The sequence below is a fragment of the Kribbella qitaiheensis genome (assembly GCF_042657745.1).
GTDB lineage: Bacteria > Actinomycetota > Actinomycetes > Propionibacteriales > Kribbellaceae > Kribbella > Kribbella qitaiheensis.
Genome location: NZ_JBHSKE010000043.1, coordinates 30,482 through 48,887, shown reverse-complemented (window position 1 = coordinate 48,887; position 18,406 = coordinate 30,482). Strand labels below are relative to the sequence as shown.

Sequence of the window (18,406 nt, the reverse complement as noted above, 5' to 3'; positions counted from 1 at the left end):
GCTCGGCTCGGTGACATGTCAACAGGTGTACGTATCATGGACAGATGACGGACCCGCGGTGGCTGGATGCGCGCGAGGCGCATCTGTGGCAGTCGTACCGTGACACCTATCGCGAACTGGTCGGTGCGCTGGAGAACAGGCTGATCAGCAACTCCGGCCTGTCCGGAGCCGACTACGCGCTGCTGCACCCGTTGTCGACCGCGGAAAGCGGCGTACTGCGGACGCGGGACCTCGGCAAGTCCGTCGGCTGGGAGCGCAGCCGGTTGTCCCACCAGGTCAGCCGGATGGAGAGGCGCGGGCTAGTGGTCCGGGAGGAATGTGTGTCGGACGCGCGCGGGTCGATGGTCCGGTTGACGGACGCAGGCCGGGCCGCGATCGAGGCGGCGGCGCCGGACCACGTGGACGCCGTCCGGGCTTATTTCCTGGACAAACTGAGCCGTGACGAGCAGGAAGTCCTGACCAAACTGCTGGACCGGGTGTTGGCCGAGCTGCCCGCCAGGGACCTGTACCGCGAGGGCCCCACCTCACCTGCCGGCGGCTGCTGACCGGACACCTTGGTTGACGTGTCATCTTGATCTGCTAACTTTGGTGACACATCACCATCTTGGTCGACGAGCCCCCTCGGACGACCTCCTGCCTGAAGGAAAGACATGCCTAAGATCGCGATCATCCTCGGTAGCACCCGTCCGGGGCGCAACGGCGAAGCCGTCGCCAAGTGGGTGCTGGACATCGCCAAGCAGCGCAGCGATGCCGAGTTCGAGCTCGTCGACATCGCCGACTACCAGCTGCCGCACCTCGACGAGGCGATCCCGCCGGCGGCCGGCCAGTACAGCCAGCCGCACACGCTGGCCTGGGCGGAGAAGATCGGCTCGTTCGACGGCTTCGTCTTCGTCACCCCCGAGTACAACCACTCGACCTCCGGCGCGCTGAAGAACGCCATCGACTTCCTCTTCGCCGAGTGGAACGACAAGGCCGCCGGCTTCGTCAGCTACGGCGCCGTCGGCGGCGCCCGCGCGGTCGAGCACCTGCGCCTGGTGATGGGTGAGCTGAAGGTCGCCGACGTGCGCAACCAGGTCACCCTCTCGCTGATGACCGACTTCAAGAACTTCAGTGAGTTCACGCCGGCGGAGCACCAGGAGGGCCAGGTCAACGCGATGCTCGACCAGGTCGTCTCCTGGAGCAACGCGCTGGCCACGGTCCGCGCCGCCTGACCGAACTGCACCGGCCCGGGTCCCGCCAGCAGGCGGACCCGGGCCGCTGTCGTTCCCGGGCAATTCTGGCGGTGACGACCAGTACTTGGAGGTAGCGATCGGTGACACGCCGTTACGGACGGCGGTGCGGCTCGCCGTGCCGAAGAATGATGAGCGTCGTTCAGATGCGCGCTGGCGACTGTCCGAAGAACCCGCACCTCCGCCCGTGCTGACCAGTAGTGCCGACACGAGGAGCGACCCGCGGTGACCGATCGATGGCCTGCCCGACTGCACGACCATCTGGCGGAGGCGATCAAGGATCCTGACCCGATCCGGGTCGGCGACGACCTGATCTGCCTGCGGTTCGAGACGATGAAGGTGTACTCCGCGCTCGGCGCCGTCCGGCAGCTGCTGGAGACGGGCGCCGTCCGCACCGGGGACACCCTGATCGACAGCTCCAGCGGGATCTACGCGCACGCGCTCGCGCTGGCGTGCCACCGGTACGGGATGAAGTGCCACATCGTCGGGTCCACCACCGTCGACCGGACCCTGCGGATCCAGCTCGAGATCCTCGGCGCGACGGTCGAGCAGGTGCCGTCGTCGAACAACCTGCAGCTCGACCAGAACCTCCGGGTCCGGCGGATCGGCGAGATCCTGCGCGACAACCCGACGTACCACTGGATGCAGCAGTACCACGACGACATCCACTACCTCGGGTACGGCGCGGTCGCGGATCTCGTCGCCGAACTGGTCCCCGCCGGGCCGTTGTGCCTGGTCGGGGGAGTCGGCACGGGTGCCTCGACCGGCGCGATCGCGGAGTACCTGCGGGATCGTGGCCGGGACGTGAACCTGGTCGGCGTGCAGCCGTTCGGCAGCATCACCTTCGGCGCCGCGCACACCCAGGACCCGGAGATGATCATCGCGGGGATCGGCAGCTCGATCGAGTTCCGGAACGTGCGGCACGAGCTGTACGACCGCCTGCACTGGGTGTCGTTCGACTACGCGATGTCCGCGGCGGTGGACCTGCTCCGGACCTCCGGGGTGTTCGCCGGGCTGTCGGCCGGCGCGGCGTACCTGTCCGCCCTGTGGGAACACACCTGCGACAGCAGCCGGACGCACGTCTTCCTCGCCGCCGACACCGGCACCCGGTACGTCGAGTCCGCCTTCGCCCGCCATGCCGAGGCGCGCCCGATGGACACGATGCGACCCCGCGAGATCGAGTCCCTGGACGAGCTCGCGGTCCCGTGGTCGGCGATGACCTGGGACCGGCGCGAGTCGGCCTGGGCCCAGCGCCGAGAATTCCCAGCTGCGACCCCGTCGCATTAAGGTGATCACCATGCCGGCTTCCGTGGCTTCGCTCACTGCTGCTGTTCTCGCTGGGGAATGCGGACCGACGCCCGCTGGGCTGAGCGTCACCAGTGCTTTCTGGTTGCACCACACCACGCGGCTGCCCGGCGCAGACGTCACTTACAAGAACTACTACGTGCTGCTCAGAGTCGCTGAGGTCTTCGGTGCTTGCTCCTTCGAGGTCGGCGAGTTGGAGCCGTCCTACTGCGAGCAGACCTCGGGCCTATCGCTGGACAGCCTGATCGCCGACGCACCACTGCCGGTCCGGATCGCCGCGTTGGACGCCTACTTGGCCTCGGTCGAGCCACATTACGCTGCACCCGGCGCCGAGGAAGTCGTGCTCCCAGCCGGTACGCCGGACGTCCGCGCGCGGGCGCGTGATGCCGCGGTCGCGGGGCTCCTGGATGTCCGTGACGGGACGAAGGTCGCGTTGATCGGGGTGGTGAACCCGCTCGTGGACGCGATCACCGCGCGCGGCGGCACTTGTCTGCCCTGCGACTTCAACCTTCGCCAGACTGCATCTGGGTTGCCGGTTTCCCGCGACATGACGGAGGTTATCGACGCCGCCGATGCCGTCGTCGCGACCGGAATGACCTTGAGCAACGGGAGTTTCGACGTCCTTGTTGATCGTTGCCGTGAGCAAGAGAAGCCGCTGGCGGTCTATGCTCAGACCGGAAGTGCCGTAGTCCGGTCCTTCCTCGGCTCCGGTGTCACCGCCCTGTCGGCGGAGCCTTTCCCCTTCTCCCAGTTCAGCTCCCGCCCCACAAGCCTCTACCGCTACCGCAAGGACGGACCCCCGACACCGTGAGCACTGACCACCGCACCCCGGCGGCCGGAGAGTTCGGTCAGCGGAGACGAGCGGCGCGGGCGTTTAGGTAGCGCTGCTCGGGCGTGCTGGTGGTACGGCGGGCGGCAGTCAGGTAGGCCTCTCGGGCTTCAGCCACATCGCCGGCTAGTTCGAGAAGATGGGCCCGAGCGACATCGACGCGGTGGTGCCGCGCCAGGCGGGGATCGGCCGCGGCGTCCTCCACCAGCGACAGACCCGCACGAGGTCCCTGAACCATGGCGACCGCCACCGCTCTGTTGAGCAGCGCGACCGGGCTGTCGTCGAAGCGGATCAGGAGATCGTAGAGCGCCAGGATCTGTACCCAGTCCGTGTCCTCCGCCCGGACGGCCTCGTCGTGGACGGCGGCGATCGCGGCCTGGAGTTGGTACGGGCCGAGCGCGGTGCGGGTCATCGCCTCGGTGACGAGCGCCGTGCCCTCGACGATCGCGTCCCGGTCCCACAGAGCCCGGTCCTGCTCGTCCAGCCGGATCAGGTCGCCCGCGTCCGTAGTACGGGCTGCTCGTCTGGCGTGGGTGAGCAGCATCAGCGCGAGCAGCCCCGCGACCTCGCCGTTGTCCGGAAGCAGGCGGTAGGTCAGCCGGGCCAGCCTGATCGCCTCTTCGGCCAGGTCGATCCGCTCGGTGCTGGTGTAGCCCTCGTTGAAGATCAGATACAGCACCTGCAGTACTGCGGCCAGCCGCGCGGGGAGTTCCGCCGGCGGAGGCGGCCGGAACGGGATGCCCGAGGTCCGCACGCTCTGTTTGGCCCGGGTGATCCGCTTCTTCATCGTCTCCTCGGGCACCAGCAGAGCCCGAGCGATCTCGTCCGTGGTGAGACCGCCGACCGCCCGCAACGTCAGGGCGAGCTGCGCCGCCCGGTTCAGCGACGGGTGGCAGCACAAGAACAACAAGAGCAACGTGTCATCGGCATCCCGCGGTACGGCGTCATCCGCGGCCGGAGCAGCGAGCGGCACCTCGAGTGCCACGTTGTGCTCGCGCCGCCGCCGGGCCTCCTCGCTGCGCAACTCGTCGGTGAGCCGGCGCGAGGCGACCGTGATCAGCCACGCCCGCGGCTGGTCCGGTACTCCGTCGCGCGGCCACTGCTCGCTGGCCGCGAGCAACGCCTCCTGGACGGCGTCCTCACAGGCGTCGAAGTGGCCGTACCTGCGGACCAGCGCGCCGAGCACCTGCGGCGTGAGTTCCCGCAGCAGGTGCTCGGTGCCGGTCTCGAGCATGGTCAGGAGTCCGCCGAACCGTCCATCAGCGGACGGACCTCGACAATGTCGCCGACCGCGTCGACGATCCGGTGCGCGATCTCGTACGCCCGGTCGGCGCTGACCACGTCGACGATGCCGAAGCTGGCGAGCACCTCCTTGACCTCGGCGTACGGGCCGTCGGCCGCGACGGTGCCGGTCGGAGTCTCGCGGATCGTCCTGGTCAGCGACGGATCACCGAGGCCGGCCGTGTAGACGAATTCGCCACTCTCGGTCAGGTCCTTGCCGAGTTGCTCGTAGAAATCGCACGCCTTCTGGAACTCCTCGGGGTCCCAGGTTCCCTCGACCCAGGTCTGGGCGTTCGTGTAGGCCAGCATGATGAACTTCATGACGCGCTCCCTTGCCAGTTGATTTATCCAGTAGTCGGAGCCCGATCCGCGGCAGGGACAGCTCGGCAGCATCCTTGCGCAGAATTCTTTCGGCGGCATCTGTCCCCGTCGTCCGTCCGGCTCCGACCCAGTGGGTGAAAGGTCCCCACCGACCAAGGAGACGACCATGAGACGAGTCACCGGAGCCCTCACCGCAGCAGCCCTGCTGACCGGGCTGCTCGCATTCCCCGGCAGCGCGGCCGCCGGGACGAAAGCCCAGCCAGGGCGGCAGACCTATACCGGCGTGATCGACGGCGCCGAGTTCAAGGTCGAGACACCTGAGCGCTGGAACGGCACGCTGCTGATCTTCAGCCACCCGTACTACCCGGCGGACATGCCGGTCTTCCCGCCCGGTCACGGCAACCGGGACGACAGCCAGACCTGGTTGCTCGAGCAGGGCTATGCCCTCGCCGCCTCTGACTTCAAGGGCCGGACCGGGTTCGTGGTGAAGGAGGCAGTCGAGGACCAGATCGGAGTACTCGACTGGTTCGAGGACCACGTCGGCAAGCCCCGGCGTACGGTCGCCACCGGCTCGTCGGGCGGCGGGGCGATCTCGCTGCTGCTCGCGGAGCGGTACCCCCGGCGGATCGACGGCGTGCTGGCGATGTGCGCGCCGATCGACCTGTACGGGCAGATGAATCAGTCGCTGGACATCAACTTCGCGCTGAAGATGTTGCTCGCACCCGGTGCGGACATCGACCTCGTCCGGGCGAAGGATCCGGCCGAGAGCGTACGGCGGCTCCAGGCGGTGCTGGCCGAGGCGGCCGAGGCCCGGGCCGGGCGGGCCCGGATCGCGCTGGCGAGTTCCTTCGGCAACGTCACCGGCTGGAACTCGGCCCATGACCCGATGCCGGACTCGGTGGAGGGGCAGGCCCGAGCGCTCGCACAGCTTCACCAATTCGGCACCATCGGGGTCTTCGGCGCGGTCGGTCAGGCGGATCTTTCCGAGCACGCGGGTGGCAACCCGTCGTACAACGTCGGCGTCGATTACCGGCGGCAGTTGGCGAAGTCGGATCAGCAGGACTTCGTGCGGAAGGCGTACCGGGAGGCCGGGATCGATCTGGACAAGGATCTCGCCCGGCTGGCGGCGGCGCCGCGGATCAGCCCGGACCCGGCGGCGAAGCGATGGATGCAGCAGTACGCCGTGCCGCGCGGTACGACGCCTTCACCGGTGGTCACCCTGCACAACACAGTCGACGTTGCTGTCGCCGACCACGAGCACTGGTACGCCGGGCAGGTCCGTGAGCACGGTGATCCGGGCCGCGTGCGGCAGTTGTTCGCCGAGCGGGCGACGCACTGTGCCTTCAGCGTTGCCGAGGAGGCGGTCGCCCTACGGACGCTGTTGACGCGGATCGACACGGGGCGCTGGCCGAGCACGGATCCGGCGCGATTGAACGGCGCGGCGGCAGCGCTCGGCGAGACCTGGAGCAAGGTCTTCGACTTCGCCGCCGGAGGGGACGCGGTCCGGCCGCCGGCGTTCACCGCCTTCCGTCCGAACCCCTTGCTGCGTCCCTCCCGCTGACCGGGTGAATCTCCAGGGTTCTCGGGGGAAGAACCCTGGAGATTAGGACCGGGGTCCGCGTTATCGTTGCGTCCCATGGAGAACCTGCCCGAGCGATCGAACCCGCACGCCCATCTACGCGCCTCCGACACCGACCGCGACCAGGTCGTCGAGGTGCTGCGGGATGCCCTGATGGCGGGCCGGCTCACGCAGGACGAGCATGCCGAGCGGCTCGAGCAGACGCTGCAGGCGCGCACTCTCGGCGAGCTCGAGCCGATCACCCAGGACCTCGCCGTACCGGGTCAGCCGTTCCGTTCTGCCGCCGCGATGCCCGTACCGTCGACGAGCCGGGTGCCGATCGAGGAACCGGCGAATCCGCAGGACAGCTTCGACACCGTGATCGGCATCTTCAGCGGTGGTGAGCGCAAGGGCCGCTGGCGGGTGAAGCGCCGGACGAACGCGCTGGCGCTCTTCGGTGGCTGCGACCTGGACATGCGGGACGCGGTCTTCGAAGGCCGTGAGGTCACCGTCTACGCGTTCGCCGTCTTCGGCGGGATCGACATCACCGTGCCGGAGGGCGTGGAGGTCCGCAACCAGGGCGTCGGGATCTTCGGTGGCTTCGGCGGCCGGGGGACGACGGACATCGACCCCGCCGCACCCGTCGTCATCGTCAAGGGCCTCGCCCTCTTCGGCGGAGTCAGCGGCCAGGCCGCCAAGCCCAAGAAGCGCAAGGACGACAACGGCGGCAACGGCCACCTGGGCCTAGGCCACTAGATCCAGGACTTGAACCACATCCGGCTGAGCCAGGCCGGGTGTGGGAGTACCTCATCGGTCAGGAGCGGCCAGATGTAGGCGAAGTTGAGCACCACCAGGACGACGAATGCCCCGACCACCGCGCTGCCGATCAGCCGGCGCGGGGTGGACGGCTGCATCGCCACCCTGGCCGGGCCGAGGATCTTGCCGAGCACCATGGCGAGCGCCATCACCGTGAACGGGATCATCGTCACGGCGTAGAAGAAGAAGATCGGTCTGTCGTCGAAGGCGAACCAGGGCACCCAGCAGGTCACATAACCCACGATCGGTACGCCGAACCGCCAGTCCCGCTGGCCGACCCACAGCACCAGCGCGGCGATCAGGGCGAGTGCGCCGCCCCACCACAGCAGCGGAGTACCGAGAGCGGAGATCACCGACAGGCACTTCGTCCCGTCCGTGGTGTTGCAGCCCGGCGTACCGGGCTTGATGTCATTGACCGCGTCGAAGCCGATCGGGCGGGCGATGATCGGCCAGCCGGCCGGGTTCGACGAGTACGGGTGGGTGGCGTTCTTGATGTAGTCGCCGGTGTGGAACGCCAGCACTTCCTGGTGGTAGTGGATCAGCGAGCGGAAGTCGTCCGGGACCACCTTCATCACGCCGTGCGCCGGGTTCTTGGACGCGTAGTCGTGGTCGTAGGCGTTGTCGTGCAGCAGCCAGCCGGTCCAGGTCGCCGTATAGGTCACCACTGCGACGAGCACGATGCTGAGGAACGCCGGTATGCCGTCGACGAAGACGGACTTCCAGAACGCGTGCCGAGCGCCGAGCGCGCGGCGGGCGCCGAGGTCCCAGGCGAAGGCGAGGACGCCGAAGCCGGCGATCACCCAGACGGCGGACCACTTGGTGCCGAGCGCGAGGCCGAAGCAGATGCCGGCGGCGATGCGCCACGGGCGGATCAGCAGCCAGCGGCCGACCTTGCCCTGCAGCCCCTCAGGCCCTGCCTTGTCGAGGGAGTTCGCGTGCCGGCGGCGGGTCCAGTCGCGGTCGGCGACCAGGCAGGAGACGGCCGCGACCAGCCAGAACGCGAGGAAGACGTCGAGCAGCGCTACCCGGGACATCACGAAGTGCAGGCCGTCGACCGCGAGCAGCACGCCCGCGATAGAGCCGATCAGGGTCGACCGGCTCATCCGGCGCACGGTGCGGATCACCAGCAGCACCGTCAGGGTGCCGAACAGGGCCGGCATGAACCGCCAGCCGAACGTGTTCATCCCGAACAACTGCTCACCGGCCGCGATCATCCACTTGCCGACCTCGGGGTGCACGGTCAGGCTCGGGGTGTCCTTGAAGACGTCCAGGTTGCCGGCCAGGATCGCCTTGTCGGCGGCACCTTCGGGCTTGTCGATGAACTGCAGCGCGTACCCGTGCTTGAGCAGCGAGTACGCGTCCTTGGCGTAGTACGTCTCGTCGAAGACGAACTTCACCGGGTTGCCGAGGTTCCAGAACCGCAGGAGCGCGGCCATCGCGGTGATCGCCAGGGTCGCGATCCAGCCGCCCTCGAAGTCCCGCGGCATCGGCGGGTAGAGCCGGTCCTTCAGCGGTGGCAACCGTCTTCCGAGAACGTCGCGCCCGAGCGTCTCACGCTGGTCGTCAGCACCCGTCCCGGCCTCGGCCGGCTTCGCGGTGTCGTCATCGATCACGGCAGTCACGCTGGCCATCGTACGGAGCCCCCCGTACCACCGCCCCCCGACTCCACCCCCGCGCGCCGGGCACCGGCTGTGGATACCGCGAATTCGGCTCGTGGACCTTCTACACTCTGTGACATGAGCACGCCACGAGAGGAGTTGCACGCACTGATCGACTCGCTGCCCGAGAGCGCGGCGGCCGATCTGCTGGCGGAGCTACGACTGCAGCGGCTTCGCCCCGACGGTGCGGAGGAGCCGGCTGATCAGCCTTCAGTTGCCTGGCCGCCGTCCTGGTTCGCGGCCGTCGAGGGCAGCCGTCCGGATCTGTCCGAGCACATCGATGACATCCTGCGCACCGAGTTCGGTCGTCGCCCCGCGTGATCGTTGTCGACACCGGCCCCCTGGTCGCAGCCGCCCCTTCCGGTGACTTCGTCGTCGCGCAGGCTGACGCGGCGGCACTCGATTCGATTGCGGAGCTCATCAGCAAGTACGCCGACCTGCCGCTCGGGCTGGTCGACGCGTCCGTGGTGGCTCTCGCGGAGCAGCTTGGAGTTCAGGAGATCGCGACATTGGACAGGCGACACTTCAGCGTGGTCCGGCCTCATCACGTCAACGCGTTCACTCTCCTGCCGTGAGCGGGCGACTGGTGTTGGCGGGGACTCCTATCGGGGACTTCTCGGATGCTTCGCCGCGGTTGGCGCGGGTGCTGGGGGAGGCCGACGTGGTGGCCGCGGAGGACACGCGGCGGTTGAGGCGGCTGACGTCGGAGCTGGGGATCGCGGTCAACGGGCGGGTGACCAGTTTCTTCGAGGGGAACGAGCGGCAGCGGACGGACGAGTTGGTCGCCGCGCTGGTCGAGGGGCAGACCGTGGTCGTGGTCACCGATGCGGGGATGCCGAGCGTGTCCGACCCGGGGTACCGGCTGGTGGCCGCCGCGATCGAGGCCGGCGTCGAGGTCACCGCGGTACCCGGGCCGTCCGCAGTACTGACCGCGCTGGCGCTGAGCGGGCTGCCGGTGGACCGGTTCACCTTCGAGGGGTTCCTGCCGCGCAAATCGGGGGAGCGGACGAAGCGGTTCCAGGAGCTCGCCAAGGAACAGCGCACGATGATCTTCTTCGAGGCGCCACATCGGCTCGCCGCGTCGCTCAAGGACATGGCTGACGCCTTCGGAGCAGACCGCCGTACTGCGGTATGCCGCGAGCTGACCAAGACCTATGAAGAGGTCAAGCGAGGCGGCGCCGCCGAGCTGGCCGAGTGGGCCGCCGAGGGGGTCCGCGGGGAGATCACGGTCGTCGTCAGCGGCGCCGATCCCTCCGCCCGCGAGCTCGGGCCCGAGGAGCTCGCCGCCGAGGTCGCCGCGGACGAGGAGGCCGGCACGCCCCGCAAGCAGGCCATCTCCGACGTCGCCAAGCGCTACAACGTCCCCAAACGCACCGTGTACGACGCCGTGCTCGCTGCCCGAGGCGCCGCCAAGTAGCCGCCTGAGACCCTGGTCATCGGCCCTGGTCCGGAGCACTACCCTTTTCCTATGTCCGAGAAGGCCTTTTACGTCACCACCCCGATCTACTACGTCACGGCCCCGCCGCACATCGGCAGCGCCTACACGACGGTGGCCGGGGACGTCCTGACCCGCTGGCACGCCCAACGCGGCGAGCGCAAGTGGTACCTGACGGGTACCGACGAGCACGGCGAGAAGGTGATGCGCAGCGCCCAGGCGCAGGGCATGACTCCGCAGGAGTGGACGGACAAGCTGGTCGAAGAGGCCTGGAAGCCGGCCTGGGTCGACGTCGACATCGACTACGACGACTTCATCCGCACCACCGAGCAGCGCCACACTGAGCGGGTCCGCGACTTCTGGCAGACGCTCTACGACAAGGGCGACGTCTACAAGGGTGAGTACGAGGGCCTGTACTGCGTCGGCTGCGAGGAGTTCAAGCTGCCGGCGGACATCCGCACCGATGAGGACGGCACGCAGCGGTGCATGATCCACGGCACCGAGCTGGAGACGGTCTCGGAGACGAACTACTTCTTCCGGCTCTCCGCGTACGCCGACCGCCTGCTCGAGCTGTACGAATCGCAGCCGGACTTCGTGGCGCCGGCCAGCGCGCGCAACGAGGTGATCTCGTTCGTCAAGCAGGGGCTGCAGGACCTGTCGATCACCCGGTCCACCTTCGACTGGGGCATCCCCGTGCCGTGGGACGAGAACCACGTTCTCTACGTGTGGATTGACGCGCTCCTGAACTACGTCACCGCCGCGGGCTACGGCACCGACCCCGAGCGCTTCGAGCAGCTCTGGCCGGTCGACGTGCACCTGGTCGGCAAGGACATCCTGCGGTTCCACGCAGTGATCTGGCCGGCCATGCTGATGGCGGCCGAGGTGGCGACGCCGAAGCAGGTGTTCGCGCACGGCTGGCTGCTGGTCGGCGGCGAGAAGATGAGCAAGTCCAAGCTGACCGCGATCGCGCCGAACGAGATCACCGACCACTTCGGCTCCGACGCCTTCCGCTACTACTTCCTGCGGACGATCCAGTTCGGCTCGGACGGCTCATTCTCCTGGGAGCACCTGAGCGCGGTCTACAACTCCGAGCTCGCCAACGGCCTGGGCAACCTGGCCAGCCGGATCGCGGCGATGGTGAACAAGTACTTCGACGGCGAACTGCCCGAGCCGACCGACCACGGCCCGGCCGAGCAGGCGCTCGCGGACAAGCTGGCGGAGACCGTCGCGACGGCGGACAAGGCGATCGACACCCTCGCGTTCCACGACGCGCTGGCGGCGATCAACGACCTAGTCGGCGCGGTGAACGTCTACGTCTCCGAGCAGGAGCCGTGGAAGGTCGCGAAGGACGAGTCCCAGCAGGCGCGCCTGGCGACCATCCTCTACACCTCGGCCGAGGTACTGCGAGCCGTCGCTGTCCTGCACAACCCGACGATGCCGAAGACCGCCGCCAAGCTCTGGACCCTCCTCGGCGCCGAAGCCAAGCTCGGCCCTCTCAAGGACCAGCGCATCCAGGACTCCGGCACCTGGGCCCAACTCCCCGCCGGCTCGATCCTGGTCAAGGGCGACTCCCTCTTCCCCCGCCTCACCGATCCCGAATCCTGACACCCGAGCCCTCTGCGGGGAATACGCCGAGGCGCCTCCATAGTTGAAAGTTGTAGGAGCTTGATTGAGTTCTCAACTACATGCTGGAGGTTCCGATGCGAGCGGTTGTGTTCGAGGAATTCGGTGGTCCTGAGGTGCTCCGGGTCCAGGAGGCCAAGGAGCCGCACGCGGGGCAGGGTGAGGTGCGGATCGCGGTCCGGGCGGCCGGGGTGAACCCGATGGACTACAAGATTCGGCGTGGCTGGTTCGAGGCGATGATGCCGACCACCTTCCCCGCCGTACCGGGGGCCGAGGTTGCCGGTGTGGTCGACGAGGTGGGCGAGGGCGTGACCGAGTTCGCGATCGGTGACGAGGTCGTCGGCTGGGCGAGCAGCGGCGCGTACGCCGAGCACGCGGTGGTCGGCGTGGTTGCGCCGAAGCCGGCCGGACTCCCCTGGGAGCAGGCCGTGGCGCTCCCCATCGCCGGTGAGACGGCCCGTCGCGTACTGCGCGAGCTCGGCCTGAAGAGCGGCGAAACCGTCCTGATCCACGGCGCGGCCGGTGCTGTCGGTGCGGTCGCCGTCCAGCTGGCGGTCGCCCTCGGCGCCACCGTCATCGGCACCGCCTCCCAGGCGAACCACGAGTACCTGCGCTCGCTCGGTGCGACTCCAGTCGAGTACGGCGACGGCCTGGTCGACCGCGTTCGCGCGATCGCGCCGCAGGGCATCGACGCGGTGTTCGACACGGCCGGCCAGGGCGCGCTGCCGGACTCGATCGAGCTCCGGGGCGGCACCGACCGCATCGTCACGATCGCCGACATGACGGGTGGCGAGCTCGGCGTGGCCGTGTCCGCCGGCGGGACGTCGCCGGAGGAGACCAAGGCCGGGCTCGTGGAGCAGCTCCAGCTCGCCGCGGCCGGTGACCTGAAGCTGAAGGTCGCCGAGACCTTCACCCTCGCCGATGCCGCCAAGGCCCAGGAGATCAGCGAGGCCGGTCACGCCCGAGGCAAGCTGGTACTGGTCCCGTAACACTGCCGCGGCGCGCGGTGACGCTTTTCTACAAGACCCAGAGACTGTCCGGCCGTACCGTCGGAAGAGACAGAACCGATGGGAGCTGAACACCATGGCCGACTACGTGGCCACTGCGGAGACCGAGATCAGCGCGTCACCGACCCAGGTCTGGGCGGTATTGACCGACCCCGAGCAGATCAAGAAGTTCATGTTCGGGGCGGAGGTGGAGACCGACTGGCAGCCCGGCAGCCCGATCATCTGGAAAGGCGTGTACGAGGGCAAGGAGTATGAGGACAAGGGCGAGATCCTCGCGGTCGAGCCCGGCCGCCTACTCAAGGTGACTCACTACAGCCCGCTGAGCGGTCAGCCGGACACGCCTGAGAACTACCACACGCTCACCTACGAGCTGGCAGAGAGCGGGACCACCACCCGGTTGTCGCTGAGCCAGGACAACAACGCCAGCGAGGAGGAGGCGGAGCACTCCCGCGGCATGTGGGAGATGCTCGTCAACGGCGTGAAAGAGGCCGCCGAGCGCGGCTGAAGTACTGACAATCCGTCATCATTGACGGGTGATCGGGGTCACTTCACCAGGCATTTCAGCCACCACCACACGGTCGGCATCGGGATCCGGGCTGACCGTGTGGTGGTGGCTGTTCGTGCCTGTCAGCGCCGTCCTGCTGCTCGCCTGGATCGGCGACCCCGGTGGCGAGAGTATCCGCTACCTGTTCACCTGGTCGATCGCGGTCCTGCTGCCCGGCACGCTCCTGTGGCGGGCCCTGGCCGGCGGTCGGTCGGTGGCCCAGGACCTCGGGTTCGGCGCGGTGCTCGGCCTGGCCTGGCAGCTGGCAATCTGGGCCGCTTGTACGGCGATCGGCGTACCGCTGCTCCAGTGGGCCGCTGTCGCGGCGCTGCTCCTGGTCTTCGCTCTCACCCCGGCTCTCCAGCCGCACTTCAGCTGGCGCGGTACGAGCCTGGCGCCTCCGTTGTGGTGGCATCTGCTCCTGGTGACGAGCCTGCTGGTGGCCATCCTCCGGACCGTGGTCGTGCTGCTGCGGCCCATCCCGCTGCCACCTATCGCGGCGGCCCGGCACCAGGACATCTGGTACCAGTTGAGTCTCGTCCAAGAACTGATCCGCGATGCAACGCCGGCCGACCTGTCGGTGCTGGGTGAGCCACTGATCTACCACTGGTTCGCGAACGCCACTATGGCGAGCGGCTCGGTGATGTCGGACGTGCCGCCGCCGCAGGTGCTGATGCATCAGTGGCCGCTCACCATGGCGATCACGCTCGTCCTCGTCGCCTGGGCCGCGGGGGAGTTGCTGAGCGAGCGCACCTGGGCCGGGCCGCTCGCCGCCGCGCTGGCCGGAGTACTGCCGGGTGCGCTGCAGTTGGCGGACAGCCCCTCGGTCAACATGTCCGCCGCGCAGGCCGTGCAGAGTCCGACCGGCACGATGGCCGGGGTGGTGATGCTCGGTCTGGTCGGGCCGACCGTGCTGATCCTGCGGCGACAGGGCAGCCCTGGTGTCTGGGCCGCGATGATTCTGCTGCTGGCTCTGGCCGCCGGCACCAAGCCGACGCTGCTCCCGATCATGCTGGTCGGCTGCGCCTTCGCCGGTGTGGCCGGCTGGGTCTCGGAACGCCGTCCGCCCTGGCGACTCGCTGTGCTCGGCGTGCTGGCCGGAGGGTTCCTGTTCGCCTCGACCTTCGCCCTGATCGGCAGTTCGGGCGGGAGTCGCGTCCAGTTGCTCGCGTCGATGCGGGTCCAGCCGTACTACCAGGCCGTGAGCGGCGACACGACCTACCCGGCCACCGGAGGCTGGGTGCTCGCGTCGTTGGCCGGGGCCGATCCCCGGATGCTGTTGTTCGGCGCGACCCTGCTGACGTACTTCCTGCTGATCGAGGCTCCCCGGCTGCTCACGCTATTCGGTCTGAAGCTGGATCCGGTACGCCGCGACCCGGCGTACTGGTGGATCGGTGGGTGTGTGGCCGCGGGGACCGGGGTGACTTTGGTGTTCTCGCACCCCGGCTACTCCGAGTACCACTTCCTGGGCGCGATACTGGCGCTCGGGATGGTCGGAGTCGTTGCCATCGGCGTCAATCTGGCGCCCGGGACGCGGACCCGAGATCTCGTCGTCGTCGGTGTGGCGGGCGTTCTCACGGCGGTCGGGGTCTATCTCTACTGGCCGACCGAGGCGAATACTCACACGGTGGCGCGAGCTGCCGCCGGGTTGCTCGGGCCGTTCGCCTTGCTGGCCGTGGTGGGGGCCGTCGTCATTTTGGGCATCAACTGGGCGCGGCGGCCGGCGACGATCGCAGTACAGGTGATCGTGCTGACGGTCGCGGCCGGCCTGCCTCTGCAGCTGATCGTGTTCGGTCAAGCGCTGGAGAAGGCCACCCGGCCGTTGCCGTTGCCGGTCGTCGCGTACCGCACCTATCTCACCGCGGACGAGCAGAGCGCGATGCTGTGGCTGCGCGACCACGCCCGTCCCGATGATGTGGCTGTCAGCAACGTGTTCTGCCTGCCGGCGCGCTTTCGGCCGGGCTGCCCTGACGACGCCTACTGGATCTCCGGGCTGAGTGGGGTGCAGTTGTGGATGGGAGGCTGGGGGTATTCGCCGGCCAACCTCGCGGCCACCGACCACAAGAGGAGCTTCCTGCGGCAGCCGTCGCCGTGGCCCGATCGGGTGCTGGACAGCCGGACCGCGGTCGAGAAGCCGTCCGAGCAGCATCTCGCCAAGCTCTCGAGGGACGTCGGCGTCACCTTGATCATCGGCGATCTGCGCGCCGGGCCGGTGTCGCCCAAGCTCGACAAGCTCGCGGACCGGGTCTTCGGCAACTCCGACGTCCGGATCTACCGGCTGCGGTGATCGCGTGCGGATCCACCGCGCGCGGTAAGTAGGCTGGGCACCATGTCTACCGACGGTGTGGAGGTCGAACGCCCGACGCGGGAACGTGCTGCCATCGGAGAGGACGGCCGGTCGAGGGACCGCAGCCGGCCCGCTCTGCCGGACCCGTTGCCGATGAGCGTCGTCGACGCGCACTGCCATCTGGACATCGCCGACGGTGAAGACGGCAACTGGCTGGGTGCGGCCGAGGCGATCAAGCTCGCCTCGTCGGTCGGGGTGACCCGGATCGTCCAGGTCGGCTGCGACCTCCCCGGCGCGCTCTGGGCGGTAGAGGCCGCCCAGCAGTACCCGAACCTCATCGCGGGCGTCGCACTGCACCCGAACGAAGCACCGCGTCTGCAGGCCGCTGGCGAGCTCGACAACGCGCTGGCCGAGATCGAGCGGCTGGCGAAGAGCTCGGACAAGGTCCGGGTGATCGGCGAGACCGGGCTGGACTACTACCGCACCGGCGAGGACGGCCGGGCCGCGCAGCACGAGTCGTTCGCCGCGCACATCGACCTGGCGAAGCGGCTGGACAAGACGCTGATGATCCACGACCGCGACGCGCACGACGACATCCTGGCCATCCTGGACCGCGAGGGGGTGCCGGACCGGCTGGTGATGCACTGCTTCTCCGGCGACACCGAGTTCGCCCGCGAGTGCGTCAACCGCGGGGCGTTCCTGAGCTTCGCCGGCGTAGTCACCTTCAAGAACGCGCAGTCGCTGCGGGACGCCCTCGCCGTCACGCCGCTCGACCGGGTCCTGGTCGAGACGGACGCGCCGTACCTGACGCCGTCCCCCCACCGCGGCCAGCCGAACGCGTCGTACTTGATCCCGCACACGGTCCGGAAGATGGCGGGCGTGCTGAACATCTCGGTCGCCGAGCTCTGCGGCGCCCTGTCCGACAACGCCGACCGGGCCTTCGGCGGCTCGTGGTAACAGTCCTCACCGACGCCGACATCGCCGAGCGCCTCGACGCGCGCTCGGCCGTCGGCTGGATGCGTGAGGCCGTGCTGGCCGCTCACTCCGGCGCGCTGCACACCCCGCCGCGAGTCAGTACGGAGCTCGGCGACGGGCGGCTCGTCTTCACCACCGGCGCCCTGACGGGGGAGTGGTACGGCTACCGCTCCTACGACTCCTTCTCCTTCGACCCGGGTGCTCAGCTGGTCGTCGTGCACGACTGGCACACCGGTGCTGTCAGAGGGCTTGCCGTCGGCAACGAACTCGGTCCTCGCCGGGTGGGCGCGATCGGTGCCGTCGCTCTCGACGCGCTCGCCTCCCCGACGGCCGCCAGCCTGGGTCTGCTCGGCACCGGCACACAGGCGTGGAACCAACTCTGGGCGATCTCCACCGTCCGCTCGCTCACCTCGGTGTCCGTCTTCAGTCGCGATCCGGTACGCCGGAACGCCTTCGTGGCAAGGGTTTCCGGTGAGCTGGGGCTGCCGGTGGACGCCGCTGGATCCGCGCGAGAGGCCGTCGAGGGTAAGGACCTGGTGGTGCTCGCGACGAACAGCCCGGCGCCGGTGGTCGAGGCGTCCTGGATCGCGCCGGGGAGTTACGTCACCACCCTCGGGCCGAAGCAGGTCGGGCGCGCCGAGTTCGGGCCGGACCTGGTCGCTCGCGCGGACGTCGCCGTGACGGACTCGGTCGCCCAGACGTCGGCGTACGACCCGCCCTTCATCCTGACCGGCACCGAGCAGCATGACCGGCTGGCCAGTCTGGGCGCGGTGCTGGCGGGGGAGGCGCCGGGGCGGACGTCGGCGGACCAGACGGTGATCTTCTGCTCGGTCGGGCTGGCCGGGACCGAGACCTACCTGCTGGCTCGATTACTGAGCTGAGTTGCGGGGACTGATAGACAGTCCGGCATGGAGTTCAGTGAGGTGGTCCGCCGCCGGCGCATGGTCCGCAACTACGACGCCGACCGGCCGGTACCGGTGGAGATCCGGGAGCGCATCCTCGAGAACGGCCTGCGGGCACCCTCCGGCGGGTTCAGCCAGGGCTGGGCGTTCCTCACCCTCGAGGGCGACGACCGGGAGCGTTATTGGTCGATCGCGGCCGAGAACCCGGATGAGAAGTATGTGGAGTGGATCACAGGATTGCGCCGGGCGCCGCTGCTGATCTTCGCCTTCGCGCACAAGGACGCGTACCTCGATCGGTACACCGAGCCGGACAAGGGCTGGACCGACCGGGACGAATCGCACTGGACCGCGCCGTACTGGTACGTCGACACCGGCATGGCGGCCCTGCTGATGTTGCAGACGGTGGTCGACGAAGGCTTGGGCGCTTGCCTTTTCGGGCCTCCGGCGGACAAGGTCGGCCGGCTGAAGGCGGAGTTCGGAGTACCCGACGGGTTCGATCCGATCGGGGTCATCTCGATCGGTTACCGGGCCCCGGACCGGCGGTCCCCGTCGCTGAAAAGAGGGCGCCGGACGACCGCCGAAGTGGTCCATCGGGGCCACTGGGGGCAACACGAAGCGTAAGCGCCCCATTACACC

General features: G+C 68.7%; 19 protein-coding genes. 16 read left to right on the top strand and 3 right to left on the bottom strand.

Going from position 1 to position 18,406, the window contains the following annotated elements:
• Positions 1 to 44 precede the first annotated feature (44 nt).
• From ACFPJ1_RS27430 to ACFPJ1_RS27415, 4 genes are all read left to right on the top strand, one after another.
• Positions 45 to 545, top strand: coding sequence for a MarR family winged helix-turn-helix transcriptional regulator (locus ACFPJ1_RS27430; protein WP_380108227.1), 501 nt, complete (start codon positions 45 to 47; stop codon positions 543 to 545).
• Between the two features lie 105 nt (positions 546 to 650).
• Complete coding sequence (locus ACFPJ1_RS27425) at positions 651 to 1,211, top strand: NADPH-dependent FMN reductase (RefSeq protein ID WP_380108226.1); 561 nt, start codon at positions 651 to 653, stop codon at positions 1,209 to 1,211.
• Positions 1,212 to 1,454: 243 nt separating this feature from the next.
• Complete coding sequence (locus ACFPJ1_RS27420; RefSeq protein ID WP_380108224.1) at positions 1,455 to 2,516, top strand: pyridoxal-phosphate dependent enzyme; 1,062 nt, start codon at positions 1,455 to 1,457, stop codon at positions 2,514 to 2,516.
• A 10-nt stretch (positions 2,517 to 2,526) separates the two neighbouring features.
• Positions 2,527 to 3,345 (top strand): Rossmann-like domain-containing protein, encoded by an 819-nt coding sequence (locus tag ACFPJ1_RS27415; protein WP_380108223.1) that lies wholly within the window; start codon positions 2,527 to 2,529, stop codon positions 3,343 to 3,345.
• Between the two features lie 37 nt (positions 3,346 to 3,382).
• Here the strand turns inward: ACFPJ1_RS27415 and ACFPJ1_RS27410 are convergent, their stop codons facing one another.
• Both ACFPJ1_RS27410 and ACFPJ1_RS27405 read right to left on the bottom strand, forming a co-directional pair.
• Complete coding sequence (locus ACFPJ1_RS27410) at positions 3,383 to 4,597, bottom strand: RNA polymerase sigma factor (RefSeq protein WP_380108221.1); 1,215 nt, start codon at positions 4,595 to 4,597, stop codon at positions 3,383 to 3,385.
• A gap of 2 nt (positions 4,598 to 4,599) precedes the next feature.
• Positions 4,600 to 4,965: a YciI family protein gene (locus tag ACFPJ1_RS27405; protein ID WP_380108219.1), complete on the bottom strand. Its 366-nt coding sequence runs from the start codon at positions 4,963 to 4,965 to the stop codon at positions 4,600 to 4,602.
• 166 nt (positions 4,966 to 5,131) lie between these two features.
• Between ACFPJ1_RS27405 and ACFPJ1_RS27400 the strand changes: the two genes are divergently transcribed.
• Positions 5,132 to 6,526, top strand: coding sequence for an alpha/beta hydrolase family protein (locus tag ACFPJ1_RS27400; RefSeq protein ID WP_380108217.1), 1,395 nt, complete (start codon positions 5,132 to 5,134; stop codon positions 6,524 to 6,526).
• A 75-nt stretch (positions 6,527 to 6,601) separates the two neighbouring features.
• A complete protein-coding gene (locus ACFPJ1_RS27395; protein WP_380108215.1) occupies positions 6,602 to 7,279 on the top strand; it encodes a DUF1707 SHOCT-like domain-containing protein in 678 nt (225 codons plus the stop codon).
• Here the strand turns inward: ACFPJ1_RS27395 and ACFPJ1_RS27390 are convergent.
• Positions 7,276 to 8,970 carry a dolichyl-phosphate-mannose--protein mannosyltransferase gene (locus tag ACFPJ1_RS27390; protein WP_380108214.1) on the bottom strand — a complete coding sequence of 565 codons (1,695 nt, stop codon included), beginning with the start codon at positions 8,968 to 8,970 and terminating at the stop codon, positions 7,276 to 7,278. The genes ACFPJ1_RS27395 and ACFPJ1_RS27390 overlap by 4 nt on opposite strands.
• 105 nt (positions 8,971 to 9,075) lie before the next feature.
• Here ACFPJ1_RS27390 and ACFPJ1_RS27385 point away from each other — a divergent pair, with 105 nt between their 5' ends.
• The 10 genes from ACFPJ1_RS27385 to ACFPJ1_RS27340 all read left to right on the top strand — a co-directional run bounded on the left by ACFPJ1_RS27385 (position 9,076) and on the right by ACFPJ1_RS27340 (position 18,391).
• Positions 9,076 to 9,318: a hypothetical protein gene (locus tag ACFPJ1_RS27385; RefSeq protein ID WP_380108212.1), complete on the top strand. Its 243-nt coding sequence runs from the start codon at positions 9,076 to 9,078 to the stop codon at positions 9,316 to 9,318.
• Positions 9,315 to 9,572 (top strand): hypothetical protein, encoded by a 258-nt coding sequence (locus ACFPJ1_RS27380; protein ID WP_380108211.1) that lies wholly within the window; start codon positions 9,315 to 9,317, stop codon positions 9,570 to 9,572. Before ACFPJ1_RS27385 ends, ACFPJ1_RS27380 begins: the two co-directional genes overlap by 4 nt.
• A complete protein-coding gene (gene rsmI, locus ACFPJ1_RS27375; RefSeq protein WP_380108209.1) occupies positions 9,569 to 10,414 on the top strand; it encodes a 16S rRNA (cytidine(1402)-2'-O)-methyltransferase in 846 nt (281 codons plus the stop codon). The genes ACFPJ1_RS27380 and rsmI overlap by 4 nt, the downstream gene beginning before the upstream one ends.
• A gap of 51 nt (positions 10,415 to 10,465) precedes the next feature.
• Positions 10,466 to 12,037, top strand: coding sequence for a methionine--tRNA ligase (metG, locus tag ACFPJ1_RS27370; RefSeq protein ID WP_380108208.1), 1,572 nt, complete (start codon positions 10,466 to 10,468; stop codon positions 12,035 to 12,037).
• Positions 12,038 to 12,132: 95 nt separating this feature from the next.
• A complete protein-coding gene (locus ACFPJ1_RS27365) occupies positions 12,133 to 13,044 on the top strand; it encodes an NADP-dependent oxidoreductase (RefSeq protein WP_380108206.1) in 912 nt (303 codons plus the stop codon).
• A gap of 94 nt (positions 13,045 to 13,138) precedes the next feature.
• The gene (locus ACFPJ1_RS27360; protein ID WP_380108205.1) at positions 13,139 to 13,567 is read left to right on the top strand and encodes an SRPBCC domain-containing protein; all 429 of its coding nucleotides are present in this window, start codon (positions 13,139 to 13,141) and stop codon (positions 13,565 to 13,567) included.
• A 115-nt stretch (positions 13,568 to 13,682) separates the two neighbouring features.
• A complete protein-coding gene (locus tag ACFPJ1_RS27355; protein WP_380108204.1) occupies positions 13,683 to 15,893 on the top strand; it encodes a hypothetical protein in 2,211 nt (736 codons plus the stop codon).
• A 42-nt stretch (positions 15,894 to 15,935) separates the two neighbouring features.
• Positions 15,936 to 16,850, top strand: a complete 915-nt coding sequence (locus ACFPJ1_RS27350; RefSeq protein ID WP_380108202.1) for a TatD family hydrolase — start codon at positions 15,936 to 15,938, stop codon at positions 16,848 to 16,850.
• Positions 16,844 to 17,749, top strand: coding sequence for an ornithine cyclodeaminase family protein (locus tag ACFPJ1_RS27345; RefSeq protein WP_380108201.1), 906 nt, complete (start codon positions 16,844 to 16,846; stop codon positions 17,747 to 17,749). The genes ACFPJ1_RS27350 and ACFPJ1_RS27345 overlap by 7 nt, the downstream gene beginning before the upstream one ends.
• A 27-nt stretch (positions 17,750 to 17,776) precedes the next feature.
• Positions 17,777 to 18,391 (top strand): nitroreductase family protein, encoded by a 615-nt coding sequence (locus tag ACFPJ1_RS27340; RefSeq protein WP_132288991.1) that lies wholly within the window; start codon positions 17,777 to 17,779, stop codon positions 18,389 to 18,391.
• The last annotated feature ends 15 nt before the right edge of the window (positions 18,392 to 18,406 follow it).

Excerpts from the sequence above, each read along its gene's own strand:
- ACFPJ1_RS27430 (WP_380108227.1), top strand. The coding sequence starts at position 45 with ATGACGGACCCGCGGTGGCTGGATGCGCGCGAGGCGCATCTGTGGCAG.
- ACFPJ1_RS27425 (WP_380108226.1), top strand. The coding sequence starts at position 651 with ATGCCTAAGATCGCGATCATCCTCGGTAGCACCCGTCCGGGGCGCAAC.
- ACFPJ1_RS27415 (WP_380108223.1), top strand. The coding sequence starts at position 2,527 with ATGCCGGCTTCCGTGGCTTCGCTCACTGCTGCTGTTCTCGCTGGGGAA.
- ACFPJ1_RS27410 (WP_380108221.1), bottom strand. The coding sequence starts at position 4,597 with ATGCTCGAGACCGGCACCGAGCACCTGCTGCGGGAACTCACGCCGCAG.
- ACFPJ1_RS27405 (WP_380108219.1), bottom strand. The coding sequence starts at position 4,965 with ATGAAGTTCATCATGCTGGCCTACACGAACGCCCAGACCTGGGTCGAG.
- ACFPJ1_RS27400 (WP_380108217.1), top strand. The coding sequence starts at position 5,132 with ATGAGACGAGTCACCGGAGCCCTCACCGCAGCAGCCCTGCTGACCGGG.
- ACFPJ1_RS27395 (WP_380108215.1), top strand. The coding sequence starts at position 6,602 with ATGGAGAACCTGCCCGAGCGATCGAACCCGCACGCCCATCTACGCGCC.
- ACFPJ1_RS27390 (WP_380108214.1), bottom strand. The coding sequence starts at position 8,970 with ATGGCCAGCGTGACTGCCGTGATCGATGACGACACCGCGAAGCCGGCC.
- ACFPJ1_RS27385 (WP_380108212.1), top strand. The coding sequence starts at position 9,076 with ATGAGCACGCCACGAGAGGAGTTGCACGCACTGATCGACTCGCTGCCC.
- metG (WP_380108208.1), top strand. The coding sequence starts at position 10,466 with ATGTCCGAGAAGGCCTTTTACGTCACCACCCCGATCTACTACGTCACG.
- ACFPJ1_RS27365 (WP_380108206.1), top strand. The coding sequence starts at position 12,133 with ATGCGAGCGGTTGTGTTCGAGGAATTCGGTGGTCCTGAGGTGCTCCGG.
- ACFPJ1_RS27360 (WP_380108205.1), top strand. The coding sequence starts at position 13,139 with ATGGCCGACTACGTGGCCACTGCGGAGACCGAGATCAGCGCGTCACCG.
- ACFPJ1_RS27350 (WP_380108202.1), top strand. The coding sequence starts at position 15,936 with ATGTCTACCGACGGTGTGGAGGTCGAACGCCCGACGCGGGAACGTGCT.
- ACFPJ1_RS27340 (WP_132288991.1), top strand. The coding sequence starts at position 17,777 with ATGGAGTTCAGTGAGGTGGTCCGCCGCCGGCGCATGGTCCGCAACTAC.